Origin of the sequence: Leucobacter weissii, assembly GCF_017565745.1 — a bacterium.
Taxonomy (GTDB): domain Bacteria; phylum Actinomycetota; class Actinomycetes; order Actinomycetales; family Microbacteriaceae; genus Leucobacter; species Leucobacter weissii.
Genome location: NZ_JAGDYM010000004.1, coordinates 338,716 through 360,351, shown reverse-complemented (window position 1 = coordinate 360,351; position 21,636 = coordinate 338,716). Strand labels below are relative to the sequence as shown.

General features: G+C 69.5%; 19 protein-coding genes. 9 read left to right on the top strand and 10 right to left on the bottom strand.

The annotated features are described in order from the left end of the window. Positions 1-23: 23 nt before the first annotated feature. From murA to J4H92_RS03830, 4 genes are all read right to left on the bottom strand, one after another. Entirely contained in the window at positions 24-1,346 is a 1,323-nt protein-coding gene (gene murA / locus J4H92_RS03845) for a UDP-N-acetylglucosamine 1-carboxyvinyltransferase (protein ID WP_208096534.1), read from the bottom strand. 190 nt (positions 1,347-1,536) lie between these two features. After that, positions 1,537-2,214, bottom strand: coding sequence for a 3-isopropylmalate dehydratase small subunit (gene leuD, locus J4H92_RS03840; protein WP_208096225.1), 678 nt, complete (start codon positions 2,212-2,214; stop codon positions 1,537-1,539). Positions 2,215-2,216: 2 nt separating this feature from the next. Further along, positions 2,217-3,761, bottom strand: a complete 1,545-nt coding sequence (gene leuC / locus J4H92_RS03835) for a 3-isopropylmalate dehydratase large subunit (protein ID WP_243751930.1) — start codon at positions 3,759-3,761, stop codon at positions 2,217-2,219. Between the two features lie 206 nt (positions 3,762-3,967). Continuing rightward, positions 3,968-4,987 carry a TerC/Alx family metal homeostasis membrane protein gene (locus J4H92_RS03830; RefSeq protein ID WP_208096222.1) on the bottom strand — a complete coding sequence of 340 codons (1,020 nt, stop codon included), beginning with the start codon at positions 4,985-4,987 and terminating at the stop codon, positions 3,968-3,970. Positions 4,988-5,507: 520 nt separating this feature from the next. Here J4H92_RS03830 and J4H92_RS03825 point away from each other — a divergent pair. Further along, positions 5,508-6,317, top strand: coding sequence for a TIGR00645 family protein (locus J4H92_RS03825; protein WP_208096220.1), 810 nt, complete (start codon positions 5,508-5,510; stop codon positions 6,315-6,317). A 51-nt stretch (positions 6,318-6,368) separates the two neighbouring features. On the opposite strand, the gene J4H92_RS03820 is transcribed toward J4H92_RS03825, so the two are convergent. From J4H92_RS03820 to J4H92_RS03800, 5 genes are all read right to left on the bottom strand, one after another. Beyond that, positions 6,369-6,482, bottom strand: coding sequence for a methionine/alanine import family NSS transporter small subunit (locus J4H92_RS03820; RefSeq protein ID WP_208096218.1), 114 nt, complete (start codon positions 6,480-6,482; stop codon positions 6,369-6,371). Between the two features lie 2 nt (positions 6,483-6,484). Next, the gene (locus J4H92_RS03815) at positions 6,485-8,077 is read right to left on the bottom strand and encodes a sodium-dependent transporter (RefSeq protein ID WP_208096215.1); all 1,593 of its coding nucleotides are present in this window, start codon (positions 8,075-8,077) and stop codon (positions 6,485-6,487) included. 78 nt (positions 8,078-8,155) lie between these two features. Then, the gene (locus J4H92_RS03810) at positions 8,156-9,394 is read right to left on the bottom strand and encodes an alpha-hydroxy acid oxidase (RefSeq protein ID WP_208096212.1); all 1,239 of its coding nucleotides are present in this window, start codon (positions 9,392-9,394) and stop codon (positions 8,156-8,158) included. Positions 9,395-9,404: 10 nt separating this feature from the next. Next, positions 9,405-10,850, bottom strand: a complete 1,446-nt coding sequence (locus J4H92_RS03805) for a rhamnulokinase (RefSeq protein ID WP_208096210.1) — start codon at positions 10,848-10,850, stop codon at positions 9,405-9,407. Beyond that, a complete protein-coding gene (locus J4H92_RS03800; protein WP_208096208.1) occupies positions 10,847-12,892 on the bottom strand; it encodes a bifunctional aldolase/short-chain dehydrogenase in 2,046 nt (681 codons plus the stop codon). Before J4H92_RS03800 ends, J4H92_RS03805 begins: the two co-directional genes overlap by 4 nt. A gap of 142 nt (positions 12,893-13,034) precedes the next feature. Here J4H92_RS03800 and J4H92_RS03795 point away from each other — a divergent pair, with 142 nt between their 5' ends. After that, entirely contained in the window at positions 13,035-13,820 is a 786-nt protein-coding gene (locus J4H92_RS03795; protein ID WP_208096205.1) for a DeoR/GlpR family DNA-binding transcription regulator, read from the top strand. A gap of 125 nt (positions 13,821-13,945) precedes the next feature. Further along, positions 13,946-14,716, top strand: coding sequence for an SDR family oxidoreductase (locus tag J4H92_RS03790; protein ID WP_208096202.1), 771 nt, complete (start codon positions 13,946-13,948; stop codon positions 14,714-14,716). 37 nt (positions 14,717-14,753) lie between these two features. On the opposite strand, the gene J4H92_RS03785 is transcribed toward J4H92_RS03790, so the two are convergent. Next, the gene (locus J4H92_RS03785) at positions 14,754-15,515 is read right to left on the bottom strand and encodes a DeoR/GlpR family DNA-binding transcription regulator (RefSeq protein WP_208096199.1); all 762 of its coding nucleotides are present in this window, start codon (positions 15,513-15,515) and stop codon (positions 14,754-14,756) included. 153 nt (positions 15,516-15,668) lie between these two features. Here J4H92_RS03785 and J4H92_RS03780 point away from each other — a divergent pair, with 153 nt between their 5' ends. From J4H92_RS03780 to J4H92_RS03755, 6 genes are all read left to right on the top strand, one after another. Beyond that, positions 15,669-17,159: an FGGY-family carbohydrate kinase gene (locus J4H92_RS03780; RefSeq protein ID WP_208096196.1), complete on the top strand. Its 1,491-nt coding sequence runs from the start codon at positions 15,669-15,671 to the stop codon at positions 17,157-17,159. Beyond that, on the top strand, positions 17,156-17,917 hold the full coding sequence (locus J4H92_RS03775) for a class II aldolase/adducin family protein (protein WP_208096193.1): 762 nt from the start codon (positions 17,156-17,158) through the stop codon (positions 17,915-17,917). Before J4H92_RS03780 ends, J4H92_RS03775 begins: the two co-directional genes overlap by 4 nt. Positions 17,918-17,982: 65 nt before the next feature. After that, positions 17,983-18,708, top strand: a complete 726-nt coding sequence (locus J4H92_RS03770; protein WP_208096190.1) for an SDR family oxidoreductase — start codon at positions 17,983-17,985, stop codon at positions 18,706-18,708. Positions 18,709-18,710: 2 nt separating this feature from the next. Further along, positions 18,711-19,490, top strand: coding sequence for an ATP-binding cassette domain-containing protein (locus J4H92_RS03765; protein WP_208096188.1), 780 nt, complete (start codon positions 18,711-18,713; stop codon positions 19,488-19,490). Continuing rightward, complete coding sequence (locus tag J4H92_RS03760) at positions 19,487-20,521, top strand: ABC transporter permease (protein ID WP_208096185.1); 1,035 nt, start codon at positions 19,487-19,489, stop codon at positions 20,519-20,521. The genes J4H92_RS03765 and J4H92_RS03760 overlap by 4 nt, the downstream gene beginning before the upstream one ends. Before the next feature lie 51 nt (positions 20,522-20,572). Then, entirely contained in the window at positions 20,573-21,583 is a 1,011-nt protein-coding gene (locus J4H92_RS03755) for an ABC transporter substrate-binding protein (protein ID WP_208096182.1), read from the top strand. The last annotated feature ends 53 nt before the right edge of the window (positions 21,584-21,636 follow it).

Genomic DNA, 21,636 nt, shown 5'->3' with positions numbered 1-21,636 from the left:
CGGCGCGTCCTCCCGGGTGCCGTTCAGCTCTCGAAGACGAAATCGGCGCCGAGCAGCCGGAGCTTCTCGATGAAGTTCTCGTAGCCGCGCGAGATGATGCCGAGATTGGTGACCTTGGACTGCCCCTTCGCCGTGAGCGCTGCGATCAGGTGGCTGAACCCTCCCCGCAGGTCCGGCACCTCGATGTCCGCGCCCGTCAGCGGCGTCGGTCCCGTGATGACGGCCGCCTGCTCAAACTCGCGGCGCTTCACCCGGCGGGCCTCGTCGGCGAGCCCGTCCTTGTAGACCTGGATGTTCGCACCCATCTGGCAGAGCGCGTCGGTGAAGCCGAAGCGGTTCTCGTAGACCGTCTCGTGAATGGTCGAGACGCCGTCCGCCTGCGTGAGCGCGACGACCAGCGGCTGCTGCCAGTCCGTCATGAAGCCGGGATGCACGTCCGTCTCGATCGTGACCGGCTTGAGCATGCCGCCCGGGTGCCAGAAGCGGATCCCGTCGTCCAGCACGTCGAACGCGCCGCCGACCTTGCGGAAGATGTTGAGGAAGGTCATCATCTCCTCCTGCTTAGCCCCGCCGACGATCACGTCGCCCTGGGTGGCGAGCGCCGCAGCGGCCCAGCTGGCGGCCTCGTTGCGGTCGAAGATCGCTCGGTGGTGGAATCCCTGCAGCTCCGGGACGCCCTCGATGAAGATCACCCGGTTCGGCTCCATCGTGATGATGGCGCCCATCTTCTGGAGGATGCAGATGAGATCGACGATCTCGGGCTCGATGGCCGCGTTGCGCAGCTCGGTCTGGCCCTCGGCCAGCACCGAGGTGAGCAGCACCTGCTCGGTCGCGCCGACCGAGGGGTAGGGCAGCTCGATGTCGGCGCCCTTGAGGCCGTCCGGCGCGGTGAGTCGGATACCGCTCGGCAGCTTCTCGATCACCGCGCCGAACTTGCGCAGCGCCGCGAGATGGAAGTCGATCGGGCGGTCGCCGATCCGGCAGCCGCCGAGATCGGGGATGAAGGCCTCTCCCAGCCGGTGCAGCAGCGGCCCGCAGAAGAGGATCGGGATGCGAGACGAGCCCGCGTGGGCGTCGATGTCGGCGTGGTGCGCGATCTCGACGTTCGAGGGGTCGAGGCGCCACTCCCCGGGCTCCTCGCCGCGGGTGATCAGCACGCCGTGCAGGGCCAGCAGACCGGCCACCACCCGCACGTCCGAGATGTTCGGCACGTTCCGCAGCACGCTGGGACTCTGCCCGAGCAGCGCGGCGACCATCGCCTTGGTGGCGAGGTTCTTGGCGCCGCGCACCTCGATCCGCCCCCGCAGCGGCCGCCCGCCGTTGATGATGATCTCGTCCGAGGTCAGCCCGACCCTCGCCCCGGCCTTCCGGGCGTCCTTCTTGAGGCCCTCGTCCGCGGGTGCGGCGGCCTCGGCGTTCTCGTTGCCTTCGGCGCGTGCGACGCGTTCGGAGACTTTCTCAGCAGTGCTCACGAGTGATCTCTCCAGACTCGGGTGGTGGAAGCCGACAGTAGTAACAGCGTATGCCTCGGCCGGTCTATTCCTCGGTTGCCACGGGCAGCGGGTCCTTCGCCCGGATCGGGAGGGCGCTCCCGGCCCGCGCCGGGAGGGGCGCCTCCGTCCGGACGGGCAGGGTCCGCGGCATCCAGCTCGGGCGCCCGGCCTCGAAGTCGGAGATGGCCTGCTCGTTCCGCAGGGTGAGCGAGATGTCGTCGAGTCCCTCGAGCAGGCGCCAGCGCATGTAGTCGTCGATCTCGAACGGCACCGTGAGATCTCCCGCGCTCACGGTGCGATCCTCGAGGCTCACCGTGAGCTTCGCGCCCGGTTCGGCCTCGAGCACCGCCCAGAGGCGCTCCACATCGGATTCCACGACCGCCGCGGTGAGGAGGCCCTGCTTGCCCGAGTTGCCGCGGAAGATGTCGGCGAACTTCGGGGAGATGACGACCTTGAACCCGTAGTCCCGCAGCGCCCAGACCGCGTGCTCGCGCGACGATCCGGTGCCGAAATCCGGGCCGGCGACCAGGATCTCGGCGTCCGCGTATTCCGGCAGGTTGAGCACGAACTCGGGATCCTGCCGCCAGTGGTGGAAGAGCGCGTCCTCGAAGCCGGTCTTGGTGACGCGCTTGAGGAACACCGCCGGGATGATCTGATCGGTGTCGACGTTGGAGCGCTTCAGCGGCGCGGCGACGCCCGTGAGCGTGGTGAACTTCTGCATGATCAGGCCACCGCCCTTTCCGTCTCGACCGCCGAGCCGGTGGGCTCACCGCGGGTCTCGGTCGAACGCGATGCGCTCTCGCCCGAAGAGACCTGCTCATGGGTGATGCCGCGGGCGGCGTCGTCCTGCAGGTCCCAGGGGCTCGACAGGGTGCCCCGGATCGCCGTGGCCGCCGCCACGAGCGGCGAGACCAGGTGGGTGCGCCCGCCCTTGCCCTGGCGCCCCTCGAAGTTGCGGTTCGAGGTGGCCGCGCAGCGCTCACCGGGAGCCAGCTGGTCGGGGTTCATGCCGAGGCACATCGAGCAGCCGGCGAAGCGCCACTCGCCCCCGAAATCCTCGATGATCCGGTCGAGGCCCTCCCGCTCGGCCTCCAGTCGCACCCGGGCGGATCCCGGCACGACCATCAGCCGCACGCCCTCAGCCTTCTTCTTGCCCTTGATGATGCTCGTGAAGGCGCGGAGATCGTCGAGGCGCGCGTTGGTGCACGAGCCCATGAACACCGCGTCGACCGCGATCTCCTTCATGGGCGTTCCGGCTTCGAGATCCATGTATTCCAGGGCGCGCTCGGCGGCGGCGCGCTCGTTGGGCTCCTCGATCCCGGCGGGATCCGGCACGCGATCGCTCAGCAGCACGCCCTGGCCCGGATTGGTGCCCCACGTGACGAACGGCTCGAGCTCGCTCGCGTCGATGGACACCTCGGCGTCGAAGACGGCGCCCTCGTCGGTGGGCAGTGTCTTCCAGTACTCGACCGCGGCGTCCCAGTCGGCGCCCTGAGGGGCGTGCGGACGGTCCTTGACGTAGGCGAAGGTGGTCTCGTCGGGGGCGACCATCCCCGCTCGGGCTCCGGCCTCGATCGACATGTTGCAGATGGTCATACGGCCGTCCATCGACAGGTTGCGGATCGCCGAGCCGCGGTATTCCAGCACATAGCCCTGTCCCCCGCCGGTGCCGATCTTCGCGATCACGGCGAGGATGATGTCCTTGGCCGTGACGCCGGGGCGCAACTCCCCCTCGACGTTGATGGCCATCGTCTTGAAGGGCTTGAGCGGCAGCGTCTGGGTCGCCATGACATGCTCGACCTCGCTCGTGCCGATGCCGAAGGCCAACGAGCCGAAGGCCCCGTGGGTCGAGGTGTGGCTGTCGCCGCAGACCACGGTGAGCCCGGGCATCGTGAGCCCGAGCTGGGGGCCGACCACGTGGACGATGCCCTGCTCCTTGTCGCCGAGGGGATGGGCTCGGACGCCGAACTCGGCGACGTTCTTGCGGAGGGTGTCGATCTGCAGGCGGCTGGTCGGATCCTCGATCTGCCTGGTGATGTTGATGGTCGGCGTGTTGTGGTCCTCGGTCGCGATCATGAGGTCGACCCGGCGCAGGGGCCGCCCCGCATCGCGCAGGCCGTCGAAGGCCTGGGGACTGGTGACCTCGTGGATGAGGTGGAGATCGATGTAGATCAGATCGGGATCGCCGTTCTCGCCTGCGACGACGGTGTGGGCGTTCCAGAGCTTCTCGGCCAGGGTACGGGGGCCGGGTGTCTGCTGTTCGGTCATGGCTGTGCTTCTCAATTCCGTGGTGCTGCGCGATCAATCGCGGTTCGACCATGCGTGAACACCGCGACGGGAGGGTCGAAGGCTACACCCCGTCGCGGCACCGAAGAAGAAGCTGCCGCATGCGCACGGGACGATTCTACCACCAGCCGCGCCGGACGGACTCAGGCACGCGGACGGGGCAGCGCCGGAGCGGCGGGAGCGCCCGGCTACGGGCGATCCTCGCGGGCGCCGAGGTGCAGCCGCTCGCCGCTCGCCCGCGCCTCGCGTCGCACCTTCACGAGGCTCGCGATGGTGGCCACGGCCATCGCCACGACGATCACGCCGAGGGAGACCCAGGTGCTGATCTCGGGCGCCCACTCGATCGGCTGCCCGCCGTTGAGGAACGGCAGCTCGTTGACGTGCATCGCGTGCAGCACGAGCTTCACGCCGATGAAGGCCAGGATGAAGGCGATGCCGTATTTGAGGTACACGAGGCGATCCAGCAGACCGCCGAGCAGGAAGTAGAGCTGGCGCAGACCCATGAGCGCGAACACGTTGGCGGTGAAGACGATGAAGGCGCTCTGGGTGATCCCGAAGATCGCGGGGATCGAGTCGAGCGCGAACAGCAGATCGGTGGTGCCGAGCGCGATCAGCACGAGCAGGAACGGGGTCCACATCCGCTTGCCGTTCACCGTCGTGCGCAGCTTGCCCCCGTCGTACTCGTCGCTGATGGGCATGACCTTCTTGACCTGGCGGATGAACCAGGTGTCCCCCTGCTCCGCCTCCTCGTCGTGACGGATCTGCTGCCATGCGGTCCACACCAGCCAAGCGCCGAAGATGTAGAAGATCCAGCTGAAGTTCTCGATGAGCGCGGCCCCGGCCAGGATGAACAGGCCGCGGAAGACGAGCGCCAGCACGATGCCGATCATGAGCGCGCGCTGCTGGTACCGGTAGGGCACGGCGAATCGCCCGAGGATCAGGACGAAGACGAAGAGGTTGTCGATGCTGAGGCTGTACTCGGTGAGCCAGCCGGCCAGGAACTCCGTGCCGTGCTGGACGTCGCCGAGCAGGAACATGCAGCCGGCGAAGACGAGGGCGAGCAGCACGTAGAAGCCGACCCAGAGACTGGCCTCGCGCATCGACGGGACGTGGGGGCGGCGGATGATGAGCAGCAGGTCGACGATGAGGATCAGGACCAGGACGATCATCGAGGTGATCTCGAACCAGAGCGGAAGAACCGTGGTCACGGGGCTCGCTTTCGATCGGGCGCGGGAGGCGCGGGGTGACGGAAATCCCGAAAGTCTCTTCCCGCACCGGCCCGCAGCGGAACCGGCGCGCGCCCGCACCGGCCGGGCCACGGAGCCCGGCGTCTTGACGACGCGGGCGAAAACGGAATACTCCCTCTCGCGGTGAACAGTCTATGCCAGCCGGAGCGCCCCATCTCCGAGTCGCCCGGATTTCATCGCGTATAGGCGAAATAGCTTTGGTGCATTTCGCACTTTCATGATACTCTGAGAATCCTGCAGATGGCTATTGTCGGGCGACCGCCGTTAAGCTAGGGCGGCGATCGCCTCGTCTGCAGGATTCGGATGATTGCGAGTACTGGCCCGGGGAAACCCGGTGCCGCCTCGGCCCCCGGCGCAGCAGCCTCGGGGGCCGAGGTCGTCCCCGCGAGAGGCACGGGCGCGGATCCGCTCGTCCGCGGATCATCAGCCTTCACGGAAGAACTCCGTAGGATAATCGGGTGACGATCCCGAAAGGACGCCCGTGAACGACCGCAACAGCTCGCCGATCGAGCGCATCGACGAGCTGGGCCCCGGCCCCGCCTCGCGCACCCTCGCCGGCTTCATCTTCGCGAGCCGCTGGCTGCAGGCTCCGCTCTACCTCGGCCTCATCGTCGCGCAGGCCGTGTACGTGGTGCTCTTCTTCGTGGAGCTGTGGCACCTGTTCGAGAACGCCATCATCCACGGGCACATCAGCGAGACCGAGGTGATGCTGAGCGTCCTCGCCCTCATCGACATCGTGATGATCGCGAATCTGCTGATCATGGTCATCATCGGCGGGTACGAGACCTTCGTCTCGAAGATCCGCGTGCAGGGCCATCACGACGAGCCCGACTGGCTCTCGCACGTGAACGCGAACCTGCTCAAGGTGAAGCTCGCGATCTCGATCATCTCCATCTCGTCGATCCATCTGCTGAAGACCTTCATCGAGGTCGGGCGCATGGACGGGGGGAAGGTGACGAACTCCAACGGCGCGACCATCTACTCGGGAGAGGGCGTGCTGTGGGAGGTGGTGATCCACCTGGCCTTCATCGTCTCCGCGCTCGCTCTGGCCTGGATCGACCGCATGAGCCAGAGCCATCCCGCCCCCGCGAAGAAGCGCAAGCGCGTCTACGACTCCCCTGCGGCGGCTGCGGAGGAGCGCTCCGCAGCCGGCAGGACGGAGCCGGGCGCCGTCGCGAAGCCCCGTCCGGAACGGACGCTTCCGGCGCCCGGAACCGACGAGGACGGCTACGTGACGGTGCGGCTCCCCTCGGGCACAGCGCTGCCCGAGGGCGCCCGCATCGTCGAGTAGCGCCGCGACGCCGCCGCTTCCGCCCGTCGGTGGCAGTGCACCTCGGTGCCGCTACTCGTCGTCGTGGCGCTCGGGGTGCCGCCGCAGCCGCAGGATCGCCCAGGCGAGCCCGCCCCAGAGCGCTGTCACCGACACCAGCATCATGATGATGGATCCCGTCTCCACGATCAGCTCCTCCCCTCGTCGGCCTCCGGGCCGGACTCGCCCGCGCCCCGCGCTCCCCGCGCCTGCGGCTCGCCCGCGAGCTCCTCCGGATCGTCGGCCGTGAACTCCTCCGCGTCGTCGCGCCGGTATCGCCGGTAGCTCATCGCGAAGGAGAAGACGGCGAGGAACGCGATCGACCCCCAGCCGACGAGAGCGACGAACCAGGAGGGATACTCGCCGTACCCGTCGCGGATGTAGGCCGTCGCCCCGCTGACGAGGATGACCCCGAGCACCACGGGCGTGACGACGGAGACCATCGCGCGCCAGAATCGGCCGACGCGGAACGAGGAGATGGCGTTGAGGTGCCGCGAGAGCTGCGGGATCGCGCGGAGCACCCACGCGGTGAGGACGAGCATCACGACCGCCGAGAAGGTGACGCCGATGTTGTTCACGAAGGCGTCGAGCACGTCGAGCACGTTCAGACCCGAGGTCGCGGAGAAGAGCAGCACCGAGGGCACCCCCGTGAGGATGCCGACGGTTACGGCCGTGCGCCGCGATCCCCAGCCGGTCTTGTCCTGCACCGCGCCGGCGACCACCTGGTAGATGGACAGCAGCGAGGTGAAGCCCGCGAGCAGCAGCGAACCGAAGAAGAGCACGCTCATGATCGCTCCCCCGGGCATCTCGGTGAGGAGGGTCGGGAAGGTCACGAACGCGAGGATCGGCCCCGAGATGCCCTCGAGGCCCGCGATCTCGGTGCCCTGGGAATGGGCGAGGAAGCCGAGCGCGGCGAACACCCCGATGCCCGCGAGGATCTCGAAGCTGCAGTTGGCGAAGGCCACGACGAGCCCGGATCCGGTCAGGTCGCTGCGCCGTCTCATGTAGGAGGAGTAGGTGAGCATGATGCCGAACGCGATCGAGAACGAGAAGAAGATGTGCCCGTAGGCGGCGATCCAGACGGTGGGGTCGGCGAGGGCCGCGAAGTCGGGAGCGAAGAACTGGTTCACTCCGTCCCACGCGCCCGGCAGGCTCAGCGAGTAGACGACGAGGATCGTGAACACCGCCACCAGAAGCGGCAGCGTGATCTTGTTGGCGCGGTCGAGGCCGCGGCGGAGGCCCAGGGACATCACGACGATCGCCGCGATCCAGACGACCAGGAGCGTCACCAGCACCCCGGGCACGAAGTCGGCCGTGAGCCCGGCGCTCTCCGAGACCCGCAGATAGTCGTTCACGAAGAATGCGGCCGCATCATCGCCCCACTGGCGGCCGAAGCTGAACCAGAAGAAGCTGAGCGCCCAGGCGATGACGACCGCGTAGTAGGTGAGGATCAGGTACGAGACCCCGACCTGCCACCAGCCGAGCGGCTCGACGCGGCGGTCCAGGCGGCGGAAGGCGAGCGGCGGAGCCGCACGGTATCGGTGCCCGATCGAGTAGTCGAGGAACAGGATCGGCAGGCCGGCGGTGACGAACGCCACGAGATAGGGGATCAGGAAGGCGCCCCCGCCGTTCTCGAAGGCGACGCCGGGGAACCGCCAGATGTTCCCGAGACCGATCGCCGAGCTGATCGCCGCCACGATGAAGGCGGCGCGCCCTCCCCAGGTCTCCCGCTGATGGCTCATAGGGCTTCCCCGCACGCACTCATTCCGGCAACGCTAACAGAGAGCCCCGCCCCGGCGCCAGGACGCGGTGCATCGGGCTCAGCGCCGCTGCCGCGGCACGAGTCGCTGCAGCTGCGTGACGTGGCCGGGGGTCAGCTCGGCGAGCGAGGAGACCTCGAGCAGCTTCATCGTGCGCACGACCTGCTCGGAGAGGATCGCGATCGCGCGGTCCACGCCGGCACGGCCGCCCGCCATCAGCCCGTACAGATAGGCGCGGCCGATCAGGGTGAACTTCGCCCCGAGCGCGACGGACGCGACGATGTCGGCGCCGTTCATGATCCCCGTGTCGATCGCGATGTCGACGTCGGAGCCGACCTCGCGCACCACCTCCGGCAGCAGGTGGAACGGGATCGGGGCCCGGTCGAGCTGGCGGCCGCCGTGGTTCGACAGGATGATGCCGTCGACGCCGAGACCGGCGAGCCGCTTCGCGTCCTCGACGTTCTGCACGCCCTTCACCACGAGTCTGCCCGGCCACATGCCGCGGATGACGTCGAGGTCCTCGAACGAGATCGAGGGGTCCATCGCCGCGTCGAGCAGTTCGCCGACGGTGCCCCCGGTCGACGAGAGCGAGGCGAACTCGAGCTTCGGGGTGGTCAGGAAGTCCCACCACCACCACGGCCGCGGGATCGCGTTGGCGATGGTGCCCAGCGAGAGCTGCGGTGGGATCGAGAAGCCGTTGCGCTTGTCGCGCAGCCGCGCCCCCGCGACGGGCGTGTCGACGGTGAACATCAGCGTGTCGAAACCGGCCGCCGCCGCCCGTTCGACGAGGCCGTAGGAGATCTCGCGCCGACGCATCACGTAGAGCTGGAACCAGTTGCGCCCATCCGGGTTCGCCGCCCGGACGTCCTCGATCGAGGTCGTTCCCAGCGTGGAGAGGGTGAAGGGGATCCCCGCGGCGGCGGCGGCGCCCGCGCCGGCGATCTCGCCCTCGGTCTGCATGAGCCGGGTGAAGCCGGTCGGAGCGATGCCGAAGGGCAGCGCGGAGGGGCCGCCGAAGACCGTGGTCGAGGTGTCGACGGTCGACACGTCGCGCAGGATGGAGGGGTGGAACTCCACGTCCTCGAACGCCTGGCGGGCGCGGGCGAGCGACAGCTCGCCCTCGGCCGAGCCGTCGGTGTAGTCGAAGGCGGCCTTCGGCGTGCGCCGCTTCGCGATGGCGCGCAGATCGTGGATCGTGAGCGCCGACTCGAGCCGTCGCCTGCGGGCGTTGAGATCGGGCTTCTTGAAGCTCATCAGCTCGAAGATCTCGGCGGGTCTGGGGAATTGACGGGTGACCATGGCAACCTCTTCAGAGCCCGACGCGCGGCGCGGCGGGCGAGTACTCGATGATGGGGGCGGATCTGGCGACGATCCCGCGCAGGGCGTCGAGCCCGGGGGCGATCAGGCCGAGCGCACGCGCCTGGATGAGCATGTTGCCCATCGCGGTGGCCTCGGTGGGGCCCGCGAGGACCCGCAGGCCGGAACGATCGGCGATCGCCTGGCAGAGCAGGGCGTTCTGCGAGCCGCCGCCGACGATGTGGATGACGGAGACGTCGCGCCCCGCCAGTCCGGCTGCGGTGCGCACGCTCGCCGCGAGGGCACCGGCCAGGCTCTCGATGATGCGGCGCACGGTCTCGGCGCGACCGGAGGGTTCGCGCTCCCCGTGCTCGCGATACCAGTCGCGTATGCGCCCGGGGATGTCGCCGGTGGGCAGGAACACCGGATCGTCGACGTCGAAGAGCGGCACATCGCTCGGCAGCCTCGCGGCCTCCGCCAGCAGCTCGCCCAGCAGGCTGGAACGCTGCGCGTCGGTGGCGGCCGGCTCCCAGTGCCGCAGCGACTCGGAGAGCAGCCACAATCCCATCACGTTGTGCAGGAAGCGGGTGCGCCCGTCGACGCCGAGTTCGTTCGTGAACCTCTCGCGACGCGCCTCCTCGGTGAGCACCGGCGCATCGAGCTCGAGACCGACGAGCCCCCACGTCCCGCACGAGATATAGGCGAAATCAGGGTCCGTGGCGGGCACCGCGGCCACCGCCGACGCCGTGTCGTGCGATGCCACGGCGACGACGTCGACCGCGCGCCCCACGGTCTGCGCGGCCTCGGGGGCGAGGGGGCCGAGCGCGGTTCCCGGGTCGATGAGCCGCGGCAGCACCGCGGGCGGCACGCCGAGCCGTGCGGCGAGCTCCGCGTCCCACTCGGCGGTGGAGGCGCTCAGCAGTCCCGTGGTCGAGGCATTGGTGCGTTCGGCCGCTTCCACGCCGGTCAGCCAGTAGCCCAGCAGATCCGGGATCAGCAGCAGTCGGTCCGAGAGGCCCAGGAAATCGCCCTCGGTCGCCAGCTGGAAGACGGTGTTGAACACGAGGTGCTGCAGCCCGTTCCGCTCGTACTGCTCGGCGTCCGAGATGATCTCGCGCACGGCGGCGACCCCCGCCTCGTTGCGCTCGTCGCGGTAGTGGCGCGGGAGGCCGAGCAGACGACCGCCGCGCAGCAGGCCGTAGTCGACCGCCCACGAGTCGATGCCGATGCTCGCGATCTCGCCGGGCGCCTCGCGCTCGGCCGCGGTGAGCCCCCGAAGGATCTCCCGATAGAGGCCCAGCAGGTTCCAGTGCAGGCCCTCACGGGTGCGCACGGGATCGTTGGCGAATCGGGCGATGTGCTTCGTGTGCAGTCGCTCGTCCTCGACCCGGCCGAGGATCACTCTGCCGCTGGTGGCGCCCAGATCGACCGCGGCGACGGCCGCACCGCGGACGTTCATCGCAGGAAGGCCGCGGCCACGCCGGAGTCCACCGGCACGTGCAGCCCGGTCGTGCGCGAGAGCTCGGGACCCGTCAGCACGTACACCGCGTCGGCGACGTTCTCGGGCACGACCTCGCGCTTCAGGATGGTGCGGTTCGCGTAGAACTGGCCGAGATCCTCCTCCTTGACGCCATAGGTGGCGGCGCGATTGGCGCCCCAGCCCGACGCGAAGATCCCGGATCCGCGCACGACGCCGTCGGGGTTGATGCCGTTGACGCGTACGCCGTGCTCGCCGAGTTCGACGGCCAGCAGGCGGACCTGGTGCGCCTGGTCGGCCTTGGTGGCGGAGTAGGCGATGTTGTTCGGCCCGGCGAAGACGCTGTTCTTCGAGGAGATGTAGATGATGTCGCCCCCGAGCCCCTGGGCGATGAGCGCCGCGGCAGCGGCCTTCGAGACGAGGAACGAGCCCTTGGCCATGACGTCGTGCTGCAGATCCCAGTCGGCCTCGCTCGTGTCGAGCAGCGACTTCGAGAGCGAGAGACCGGCGTTGTTGACCACGATATCGACGCCTCCGAAGGCGAGCACCGCGGCGTCGACCGCCGCCTGCACCGCGTCGGCGTCGGCGACGTTCGCCGCCACGCCGATCGCGACGTCGCTCGAGCCGAGCTCCGCGGCCGCGGCCTGCGCCTTCTCGAGGTCGAGATCGGCGACCACGACGCAGGCGCCCTCGGCGGCGAGCCGCGTGGCGATGGCCTTGCCGATGCCCGAGGCCGCCCCGGTCACGAAGGCGATCCGTCCCTGATGGGACTTCGGCTTCGGCATGCGCTGCAGCTTCGCCTCCTCGAGCGCCCAGTACTCGATGCGGAACTTCTCCTCGTCGCTGATCGGCGCGTACGTCGAGAGCGCTTCGGCGCCGCGCATCACATTGATGGCGTTGACGTAGAACTCTCCGGCCACGCGCGCGGTCTGCTTGTTCGCGCCGTAGCTGAACATGCCCACGCCGGGCACGAGCACGATGAGCGGATCGGCGCCGCGCATCGCCGGGCTGTCGTCGGTCGCATAGGCGTCGTAGTAGGCGCGGTAGTCCTGCCGGTAGGCCTCGTGCAGCTCGGCGAGCCGCGCCAGCTGCTCGTCGAGCGTCGCGGTCGCCGGCAGGTCGAGCACGAGCGGGCGCACCTTGGTGCGCAGGAAGTGGTCGGGGCAGCTGGTGCCGAGGGCGGCGAGCGGCGCCAGCTTCTCGCGCGAGAGGAAGTCGAGCACCACGTCGCTGTCGGTGAAGTGGCCGACCATCACCCGATCCTTCGACGCAAGACCGCGGATGGCGGGGGCGAGTGCCGCCGCGCGAGCGCGGCGATCCTTCTCCGGCAGCGCCGCGAAGCCCGGAACCACCGCGCCGAAGGGCTCGGGGGCGCCGTGCTCGGCGATGTAGGCGGCTGCCGTGTCGATGATCCACAGCGAGTTGCGCTCCGACTCCTCGCTGGTCTCGCCCCAGGCGGTGATGCCGTGCCCGCCGAGGATGCAGCCGATCGCCTGGGGGTTGCGGGCCTTGATCTCGGCGATGTCGAGGCCGAGCTGGAAGCCGGGGCGACGCCAGGGCACCCAGACGACGCGGTCGCCGAAGATCTTCGCGGTCAGCTCTTCGCCGTCGGCGGCGGTGGCGATGGCGATGCCGGAATCGGGATGGAGGTGGTCGACGTGCGGCGCGTCCACCAGGCCGTGCATGGCGGTGTCGATCGAGGGGGCGGCTCCGCCCTTGCCGTGCAGGCAGTAGTCGAAGGCCGCGACCATCTCGTCCTCGCGCTCCAGGCCCGGGTACACGCCGACGAGCGCGCGCATCCGATCGAGGCGCAGCACGGCGAGGCCGGACTCCTTGAGCGTGCCCAGATCACCGCCGGAGCCCTTCACCCAGAGCAGTTCGACGTCCTCGCCGGTCACCGGGTCGCGCTCGACGCCCTTGGCTGAGGTGTTACCTCCGGCGAAGTTCGTGTTCTTCTTGTCCGAGCCGAGACGGTTGGACCGCGCGATGAGCGACGCGACGGCGGGGGTGACAGAGCGGGACATGGCTACCTTTCGAACGCGGTGGGTCTGCGCACCACGATAGAGAATCTTGCTTACGAAAACAAGTAGATATTCTTTCGGTTGAAAATCTCGCACCCTGACCGGGCGAGCGCTTCCCGGGGTGCTGACGATAGAGTGACCGACTATGGTGCGATCAGCTGAGCCCAGGGACGAGAGGATCCTCGCGCTGCTCGAGGAGCGCGAACGGGTCTCCGTCGGCGAGCTCGCCGCCGTGCTCGGCGTCTCCGAGGTGACGGTCCGCAAGGATCTCGACACCCTGGCCCGCAATTCGCTGGTCGAGCGGATCCGCGGCGGGGCACGACTGCGCTCGGCGGAGGAGGGGCCGCTCACCGTGCGGCTCGGCCATCGGGTCGCCGCCAAGCGCGCGGTCGCGCGCCGCGCCGCCGAGTTGGTGGAACCCGGTGCCGTGATCGCCATCGACTCCTCGTCCACCGGCTACTACCTCGCCCTCGAGCTGTCGGGGCGAGCGGACGCGACCGTGGTGACGAACTCGCTCAGGGTCGCGACGCAGCTCGGAGAGCAGAGCGGGGTCGACCTCGTGCTGCTCGGCGGCAGCGTGCGCCGGACGTCCTACTCCACCGTCGGCTTCCCGCCCGAGCTGCTCCGCGGCTTCGGCCGCATCGACCTCGCCTTCTTCGGCGTCTCGGCGCTCTCCGTCGACCGCGGTCTCCTCGAGCGCTCGTTCTCGGAGGCCGAGACGAAACGATCGATCGCCTCGGCCTCGGCCCGGGTCGTGGCGCTGTTCGACTCGTCGAAGACCGAGGGGTTCGGCCAGCACGATGTCGTCCCGGCCGGGCAGGTGCACCGCCTCGTCACCGACGAGGGGTTCGACGACGCCGAGGCGGAACGCTGGCGCGACCTCGGCGCGGCGGTCGACCGAGTGCCGCTGCCCGTGCACCGCGCGGACTAGGGCATGTCTCGTCAATCTTCGTCGTCGCGAGCAGAGCACCGGCGGGAAGCGACCCGCAGGCCGCTCTTGAGGTAGTGTGCTATCACTGTAAAACGAACATATTGTCACACACAAGGAGACCGATCATGACCTTGCACCTCCCGCTGACCGGACCGGCCGTGATCACCGGGGGCGCCCGCGGACTCGGGTTCTCGCTGGCGAGCGCGCTCGCCTCGGGCGGCTCGGCCGTGGCGCTGCTCGACATCCTGCCCGAGGTGACCGAGTCCGCCGAGCGCCTCGCGCAGCAGCACGGGGTGGACGCCGTCGGCCTGCGCGTCGACGTCACCGACCAGGCCGCCGTCGCGGGCGCCTTCGCCGAGGCCGCCGAGCGGCTCGGGACTCCGCGCGTCCTGCTGACGGCCGCCGGCATCACCGTCTGGAACGATTCGGTCGAGGTGAGCGACGCGGAGTGGCGCAGGGTCATGGCGGTGAACCTCGACGGGACCTTCTTCGCGGCGCAGGCCTTCGGACGGGGGCTGCTCGAAGCCGAGCTCGGGGGGAGCGCCGTCTTCGTCGCATCCATGTCGGGGTCGATCGTGAACGTGCCGCAGTTCCAGGCCTCGTACAACGCGTCCAAAGCGGCGGTCGCGCACCTCGCTCGGTCGCTGGCCGTGGAGTGGGCGCCGGCCGGGATCCGGGTCAACTCGATCTCGCCCGGGTACTTCCTCTCGGACATGACCCGTCAGTTCACCGAGCAGAACCCGGATCTCGCGCGGGACTGGACGGCCCGCATCCCCGCGGGACGGATGGGCGAGCCCGGCGACCTCCACGGACTGGTCGGCTTTCTGGCCTCCGACGCGTCGGCCTACCTGACGGGACAGGATCTCGTGATCGACGGCGGCTACACGGCGGTCTGATCCGTCTCCGCGGCGGCGCGCCCGGACCGGCGCCTCCCTACAAGATGCCCTCGACCGCGTCCCGATAGGGGTCGAGGCGCGGGTCGGAGTCGTTCAGCTCGGTGACGAGCAGGTCGATGTCGTCCAGCTCCAGCGATCGGAAGCGCGCCTGGGTCTCGAGCTTCGAGGAGTCGATGGCGAGCACCATGCGCTGGGACACGGCGCCGAGGGCCCGTTTGAACGAGACCTGGGCGAGGGTGTTCTCGCTCGCGCCGAGGCCCTGGGCGAAGCTCATCGTCGAGATGAAGGCGGTGCCGATCATGAAATGCCCGAGCGCCGCCTCGGCGAGCGGGCCGACGAGCGAGTCGTTCTGCACCTCCTGCTCGCCGCCGGTGAGGAACACGTGGGCGCCCTGCCTCGAGCGCAGCGCGTGGAAGGCCGGCAGCCCGTTCGTGACGATCGTCACGTCTTCGAGATCGACGAGGTGCTCGGCGAACACGCTGATCGTCGTGGAGGCGTCGAGCGCGATCACCGAGGCGGGGTCCACGAGTCCGAGCAGCTTCTGCGCGATGGCCTCCTTGGCCACCGCGTTGAGGTGCCGGCGGTGCTTGAAGCTGTCCCCGCGCAGGGCGATGATGCCGCCGCGCACGCGGCGCGCGATCCCGCGGTTGACGAAGTGGTCGAAATCCCGGCGCACGGTCATCGCGTGAACGCCCCACTCGAGCGCGGCCTCACTCACCTGCAGCGAGCCGTCGCTGGTCAGACGGGCGACCATCGCCTCTCGTCGGTGCTCGGTGACGAGCGTGCCGTTCACCGCCATCGCCTGGGTTCTCCCTCGCTGCTCCGCTCCCCCGGACACGGCCGGCGGGATGTCTTCGCCTATTCTAAGGTCTCATTTCAGCATAGGTATTTGTTGTTAAAAGAAACACGATATAACATAGTTACGACACACGCTCGAAACATTCACAAGGACGTGACGACCCGCATGGACCCCCAGCACCAAGCTCCCGCCGCGGAGCGCGCCTACGCCGCGGTGGACCTCGGCGCTTCGAGCGGCCGCGTCGTGCTGGGCGGTCTCAGGACGAGACGCTGGCACTTCGAGGAGGTCCACCGCTTCGCGAACGGCGTCAGCGACACCGCGGCGGGCCTCGCCTGGGATCTCGAGCAGCTCTTCGAGGAGACACTCGCCGGACTCCGCCGTGCGGTCGAGCGATGCGCGGCGGACGGCCGGAGACTCAGCGGCATCGGGGTCGACTCCTGGGGCGTCGACTGGGTGCTCGTGGCCCCCGACGGAACACCGGAGCTGCCCGGCCTGAGCTATCGCGGCGCGCCGGATCCGGCACCGGTCCTCGCGTCGCGAAGCCTGGATCCCGGCGCCGTCTACGGGATCAGCGGGATTCCCGATCAGGCGATCAACACGGGTCTCCGGCTCGCCGCGCGGTCCGCCTCGCGCGATCTCGCCGATCGGCAGCTGCTCTTCATCCCGGATCTCTGGGTGCTCGGACTCACCGGGAACCGGGGCAGCGATCCCACGATCGCCTCGACGAGCCAACTGCTCGATCCGCGCACGGACCGGTTCTCGGAGACGCTGCTGCGCGACCTCGGGCTCGACGGTCTGGCGATGCCGGACCTCGAGGCGGTCGGCGCGATCGCCGGCCCGCTGCGCGAAGCGGTGCGCGACGGACTGGGACTCCCCCACGACGTCCCCGTGTTCCGAGTGGCCGGCCACGACACCGCGGCGGCCTTCGCCTTCGCCGATCCGGCACGGACGGAGGGCGTCGAGGCGCTCGTCTCGAGCGGCACGTGGTCGCTCGTCGGCGCGGCGGTGCGCGAACCGATCACCACCGAGCAGGCCGAGCGACTCGGCTTCTCCAACGAGCGCGGCGCCGACGGGGTGCTCCTGCTCCGCAACCTCACCGGCCTGTGGATGCTGCAGGAGTGCCTGCGCGAGTGGGGCGGGGCGGAGGAACCGGCGGATCCCGCGCCGCTGCTCGACGCGGTCGAGCGCCGCGAGTTCGACTCCCGCACCTTCGACGCCTCCGCACCGGAACTGCTCGGCACGGGCGACATGGAGGGGCGCCTCCGCACCCTCTGCGCCGAAGCCGGCCGGCCGCTCGACGACAGTCGCGAGAGCGTGGTCCACGCCATCATCGACAGCCTCGCGGTCACCTACGCGGAGGGGGTGCGCGCGACCGAGCAGCTCATCGGGACGCGGGTGCAGCGCGTGCGGATCGTGGGCGGGGGGTCCCGCAACCACCGCCTGTGCCGGCTCACCGCCGAGCTGCTCCAGCGGCCGGTCATCGCAGGGCCGACCGAGGCATCCGCGATCGGCAACATCGCGGTGCAGGCGACCGCAGACGGCATCGTCGCGAGCCCGTCCGCCGTGTTCGACGCCCTCGCGCCCGAGCAGACCCGCGTTTACGAACCCCGACCAGATCGAATCGTCCAGGAGAGTCGAGCATGACCGAAACCGCCCACGCCCGCATCGATGAGATCGTCGAGCTGACCCGACGAGCCGGCGACCCCGCACGGGCCTACGCCATCCTCGCCGAGGGCAACACCTCGCTCCGCACCGCCCCCGGCCGGATGCTGGTGAAGGCGACCGGCTCGTCGATGCACACGGCGGCGCGGCACAGCTTCGTCGAGGTCGACCTGGAACGCTACTGGGAGGCGATCGACGAGGGCCCCGACGACGACGACCACGTCAAGGCCCTCTTCGAGGAGGCCCGCACGTGGGGTCACGGGAAGCCATCGGTCGAGTCGGTGCTGCACGCCGTCTGCCAGCGGCTCGACGGCGTGGACGCCGTCGTGCACACGCACCCCATCGCCGTGAACGCGCTGCTCTGCTCCGATCGCGCCGAGCTGCTCACCGACGGAGCGCTGTTCCCGGACCAGATCGTCGTGATGGGCCGGCACCCGTTGCTGGTCCCCTACGTGGATCCGGGCCTGCCGCTGGCGCGAGCGACCGCTCGCGCCCTCGACGAGCACCTGGACCGTCACGGCGAACGTCCGCGCGTGATCTATCTGCGCAACCACGGCGTGTTCGCGCTGGCGGGAACCGCGGAGGAGGCGCTCTCCATCACCGCGATGACCGTCAAGAGCGCCGAGGTGCTGAACGGGGCGCTCGCGGTCGGCGGGCCCGTCTTCCTCTCCGAGGAGCACGCGGCCCGCATCGATACCCGACCGGATGAGCGGCTCCGTCGCGCGCTGCTGGCGGGGTGAGCGGGATGACAGGCAGGCACGAGCAGGCGCCGGCGAGAGTCGGCGAGGGAGAGGGAGGAGACGGAATGGAGACCGTCGCAAAGAAGATCGCGCTCGTCACCGGGGCGAGCTCCGGAATCGGACGCGCCGCGGCGCGAGCGCTCGCGAGCGCGGGCGCGAGCGTGGTGCTGGTCGGGCGCGACGAAGGGCGCCTGCGCTCGGTCGCGGACGAGCTGCCCGGCGACCATCTCGCGGTGGCTGCCGACGTGTCCGCCGAGGGCGGCGCCGCCGAGATCCTCGCGCGCGCCGTCGAGCGCTTCGGACGCGTCGACATCGTGCTCGCGAACGCCGGACTCTATCTCCCGGGCGACTTCGCCGCGGCCGATCTCGCGGCGGTGCGATCCCTGCTCGACGTCAACGTCTTCGGCGTCATGGCGGTGGTCCGGGAGGCCCTGCCCGCGATGATCGCCGAGGGCGGCGGCGACATCGTGGTCACCAGCTCGGTGTCGGGGCACCAGGCGATCCACTGGGAGCCGGTGTACTCCGCCTCGAAGCACGCCCTGCAGTCCTTCACCCATGGAGTGCGGCGCCAGCTCGTCGGCACCGGCGTGCGCATCGGGGCCATCGCTCCCGGCGTCGTGCTCAACGAGCTCTGGGGAGTCGGCGAATCCGACGAGATCGCCGGGAAGATCGCCGCCGCCGAGGGCATCGAATCCTCGGACGTCGCCGAGGCGGTGCTCTTCATGCTCACGCGTCCGCGCCACGTCAACATCCGGGATCTCGTGATCCTGCCGACCTCCCAGGAGATTTGATCATGACCGACACCACCGTCCGCGAACCGCTGCTCGAGGCGAGCGGCATCGTGAAGAACTTCGGCCACGTGCGCGCGGTGCGCGGCGCCGACTTCACCGTCTATCCGGGCGAGATCGTCTCGCTCATCGGCGACAACGGCGCCGGCAAGAGCACCCTCGTGAAGATGCTCTCGGGCGCCATCCGCCCCGACGAGGGAACGATCGTCTTCGACGGAGCCCGAGTCTCGTTCGGCAACCCCCAGGATGCGCGTCGATACGGCATCGAGACGGTCTATCAGGACCTCGCCCTCGCGCAGGACCTCGACCCGGCCGCGAACCTCTACCTGGGCCGCGAGCTGCTCCGCGGCGGGCTCCTCGGGGCGCTCGGGTTCCTCGACCGCCGGAGGATGCTCGACACCGCCGAACGCGAGATGTCCGACCTGGGGGTCAAGCTGAAGGACATCACCGCTCCGGTCGCCGAGCTCTCCGGCGGCCAGAAGCAGTCGGTGGCGGTGGCACGGGCCGCCATGTGGGCCAAACGCATCATCTTCATGGACGAGCCGACCGCCGCACTCGGCGTCGTGCAGACCAAGCAGGTGCTCGAGCTCATCAGGCGCGTGCGCGACGCCGGCATCGCGGTCGTGCTCATCAGCCACAACATGCCGCAGGTGCTCGAGGTCAGCGACCGGGTCGAGGTGCTCCGCCTCGGCCAGCGCGTCGCCCGGTTCGAGGCGTCCGAGGCCACCGTCGAGGATCTGGTCGCCTCGATGACCAGCGGAGAGAAGGAAGGGAAGCAGCGATGATCGCCCCGAACGAGGAGACCATGTCGACGGCCGTCATCGGCTCCGCAGAACTGTACCAGCGCCCTCCCGTGTGGAAGCGGGTGCTCGGCAGCGACGCATTCCGCCTCTTCCTGGCGATGGTGGCGCTGATCGCGGTGTTCGGACTGCTCCGCCCGTCGGCGTTCTTCACACCGAACAACTTCATCAACCTGCTCACCGACGCCGCGATCCTGCTCGTCATGGCGGCCGGTGCCACCTACGTCATCATCACGGCGGGCATCGACCTCTCCGTGGGCGGCGTGCTCGTGTTCTCGAGCGTGACCGGGGCCCTCACCATGGCGGCGATCGGCGACGGCTCACCCCTGACGCTCGTCATCGGCCTGCTCGTCTCCCTCGCCTCGGGGGCGGCCTGGGGCGTGCTGAACGGGCTGCTCGTGGCGAAGGCGAGAATCCCCGCGCTGATCGTGACGCTGGCCACGATGGGGGCGTCGCTCGGGGCGTCGCTCCTGATCACCGGCGGAGTGGACGTGCGGAACGTCCCCTTCGAACTCGTCGACACGGTGGGCTCGGGAAGGATCCTCGGGATCCCCGTCCTGGCCGTCATCGCCATCGCGGTCGCCGTCGTCTTCGGGCTGATCCTGGCGCAGACCCGCTTCGGCCGGTACACCTACGCGGTCGGCTCGAACGCCGAGGCGCTGCGCCGCACCGGGGTGAACGTCGATCGGCACCTCGTGAAGGTCTACATGCTCGCCGGACTGCTCGCGGGCCTCGCAGGATACCTCTCGGTGGCTCGTTTCGCGACCACCACCCTCGGCGGGCACTCGACCGACAACCTCTCCGTCATCACGGCCGTCGTCATCGGCGGCGCGAGCCTCTTCGGCGGCCGCGGTCTCATGATCGGCACCGTGATCGGCGTCTTCATCCCCGTGATCCTGCAGAACGGATTCGTCATCCTGAACATCAGCCCGTACTGGCAGCAGATCGCCGTCGGCGCGGTCCTGCTCGGCGCCGTCTACCTCGACCAGATGCGCCGGCGCAACAGCAACCGGTAGCCACATCCTCATCATCGACCCATCACCCACACCGAAAGGCAGAACACCATCATGAACACCCTCAAGCGCAGCGCTGCGCTTCTCGCAGCATCGGCTCTCGCGATCTCCCTCGCGGCATGCACCACCGGCAGCCAGCAGTCCGAGGCGAACAACCAGGGCGGCGGAGAGGCGCTGAGCGAGGCCGATCTCGCGGGTCAGACCATCGGGTTCATCCCGGGCGTCAACGACCCCTTCTACATCTCGATGCAGTGCGCCATCGAGGAGACCGCGGCGGAGTACGGCATGGAGGTGAGCGTCCAGATCCCCGAGCAGTTCGAGGCGGCGGTGCAGACCCCGATCGTCAACTCGATGATCGCGACCGATCCGGCGGCGCTGCTCATCGCCCCGACCGACGGCACGGCTCTGCAGCCGCCGCTGAAGCAGGCGGTCGACGCCGGCATCCCCGTCGGACTCGTCGACACCACGCTCGACGACCCGTCGCTCGCCTTCACCTCGGTCGCGACCGACAACGAGCTCGGCGGCGCCGCGGCCGCGGATGCGCTCGCCGATCTGATCGGGGGCGAGGGCAAGGTCCTGGTCATCGCCTTCAAGGCCGGTGCGTCCACCTCGGACGCCCGGCAGAAGGGATTCGAGGATCAGATCGCCGCGCACGAGGGGATCGAGTATCTCGGAGCGCAGATCAACGACAACGATCCGGCCAAGGCCGCCTCGATCGTGCAGGCGTCCCTCGCCGCGAACCCGGATCTTGCGGGAGTGTTCGCCACGAACCTCTTCGCGGCCCAGGGCGCGGCGACCGGCCTGCGCAACGCCGGCGCGGAGGGCGACGTGAAGATCGTCGGATTCGATGCCGGCGCGACCCAGGTCGAGCAGCTCGAGCGCGACGACGTGCAGGCGCTCGTCGCTCAGAAGCCGGGCGACATCGGGCGCCAGGCGGTCGAGCAGACCGTCGCCGAACTGACGGGCGGCGAGGTCACCCCCGAGATCGGCACCGAGACCGTGGTGCTGACGCAGGAGAACCTGTCGAGCATGCAGGATGCGATCTACCAGGAATCCTGCAGCTGACTGAGGCCCGCGGAGGGGGTCGCGCGCTCCCTCCGCGGAACCCCGGCCGGACG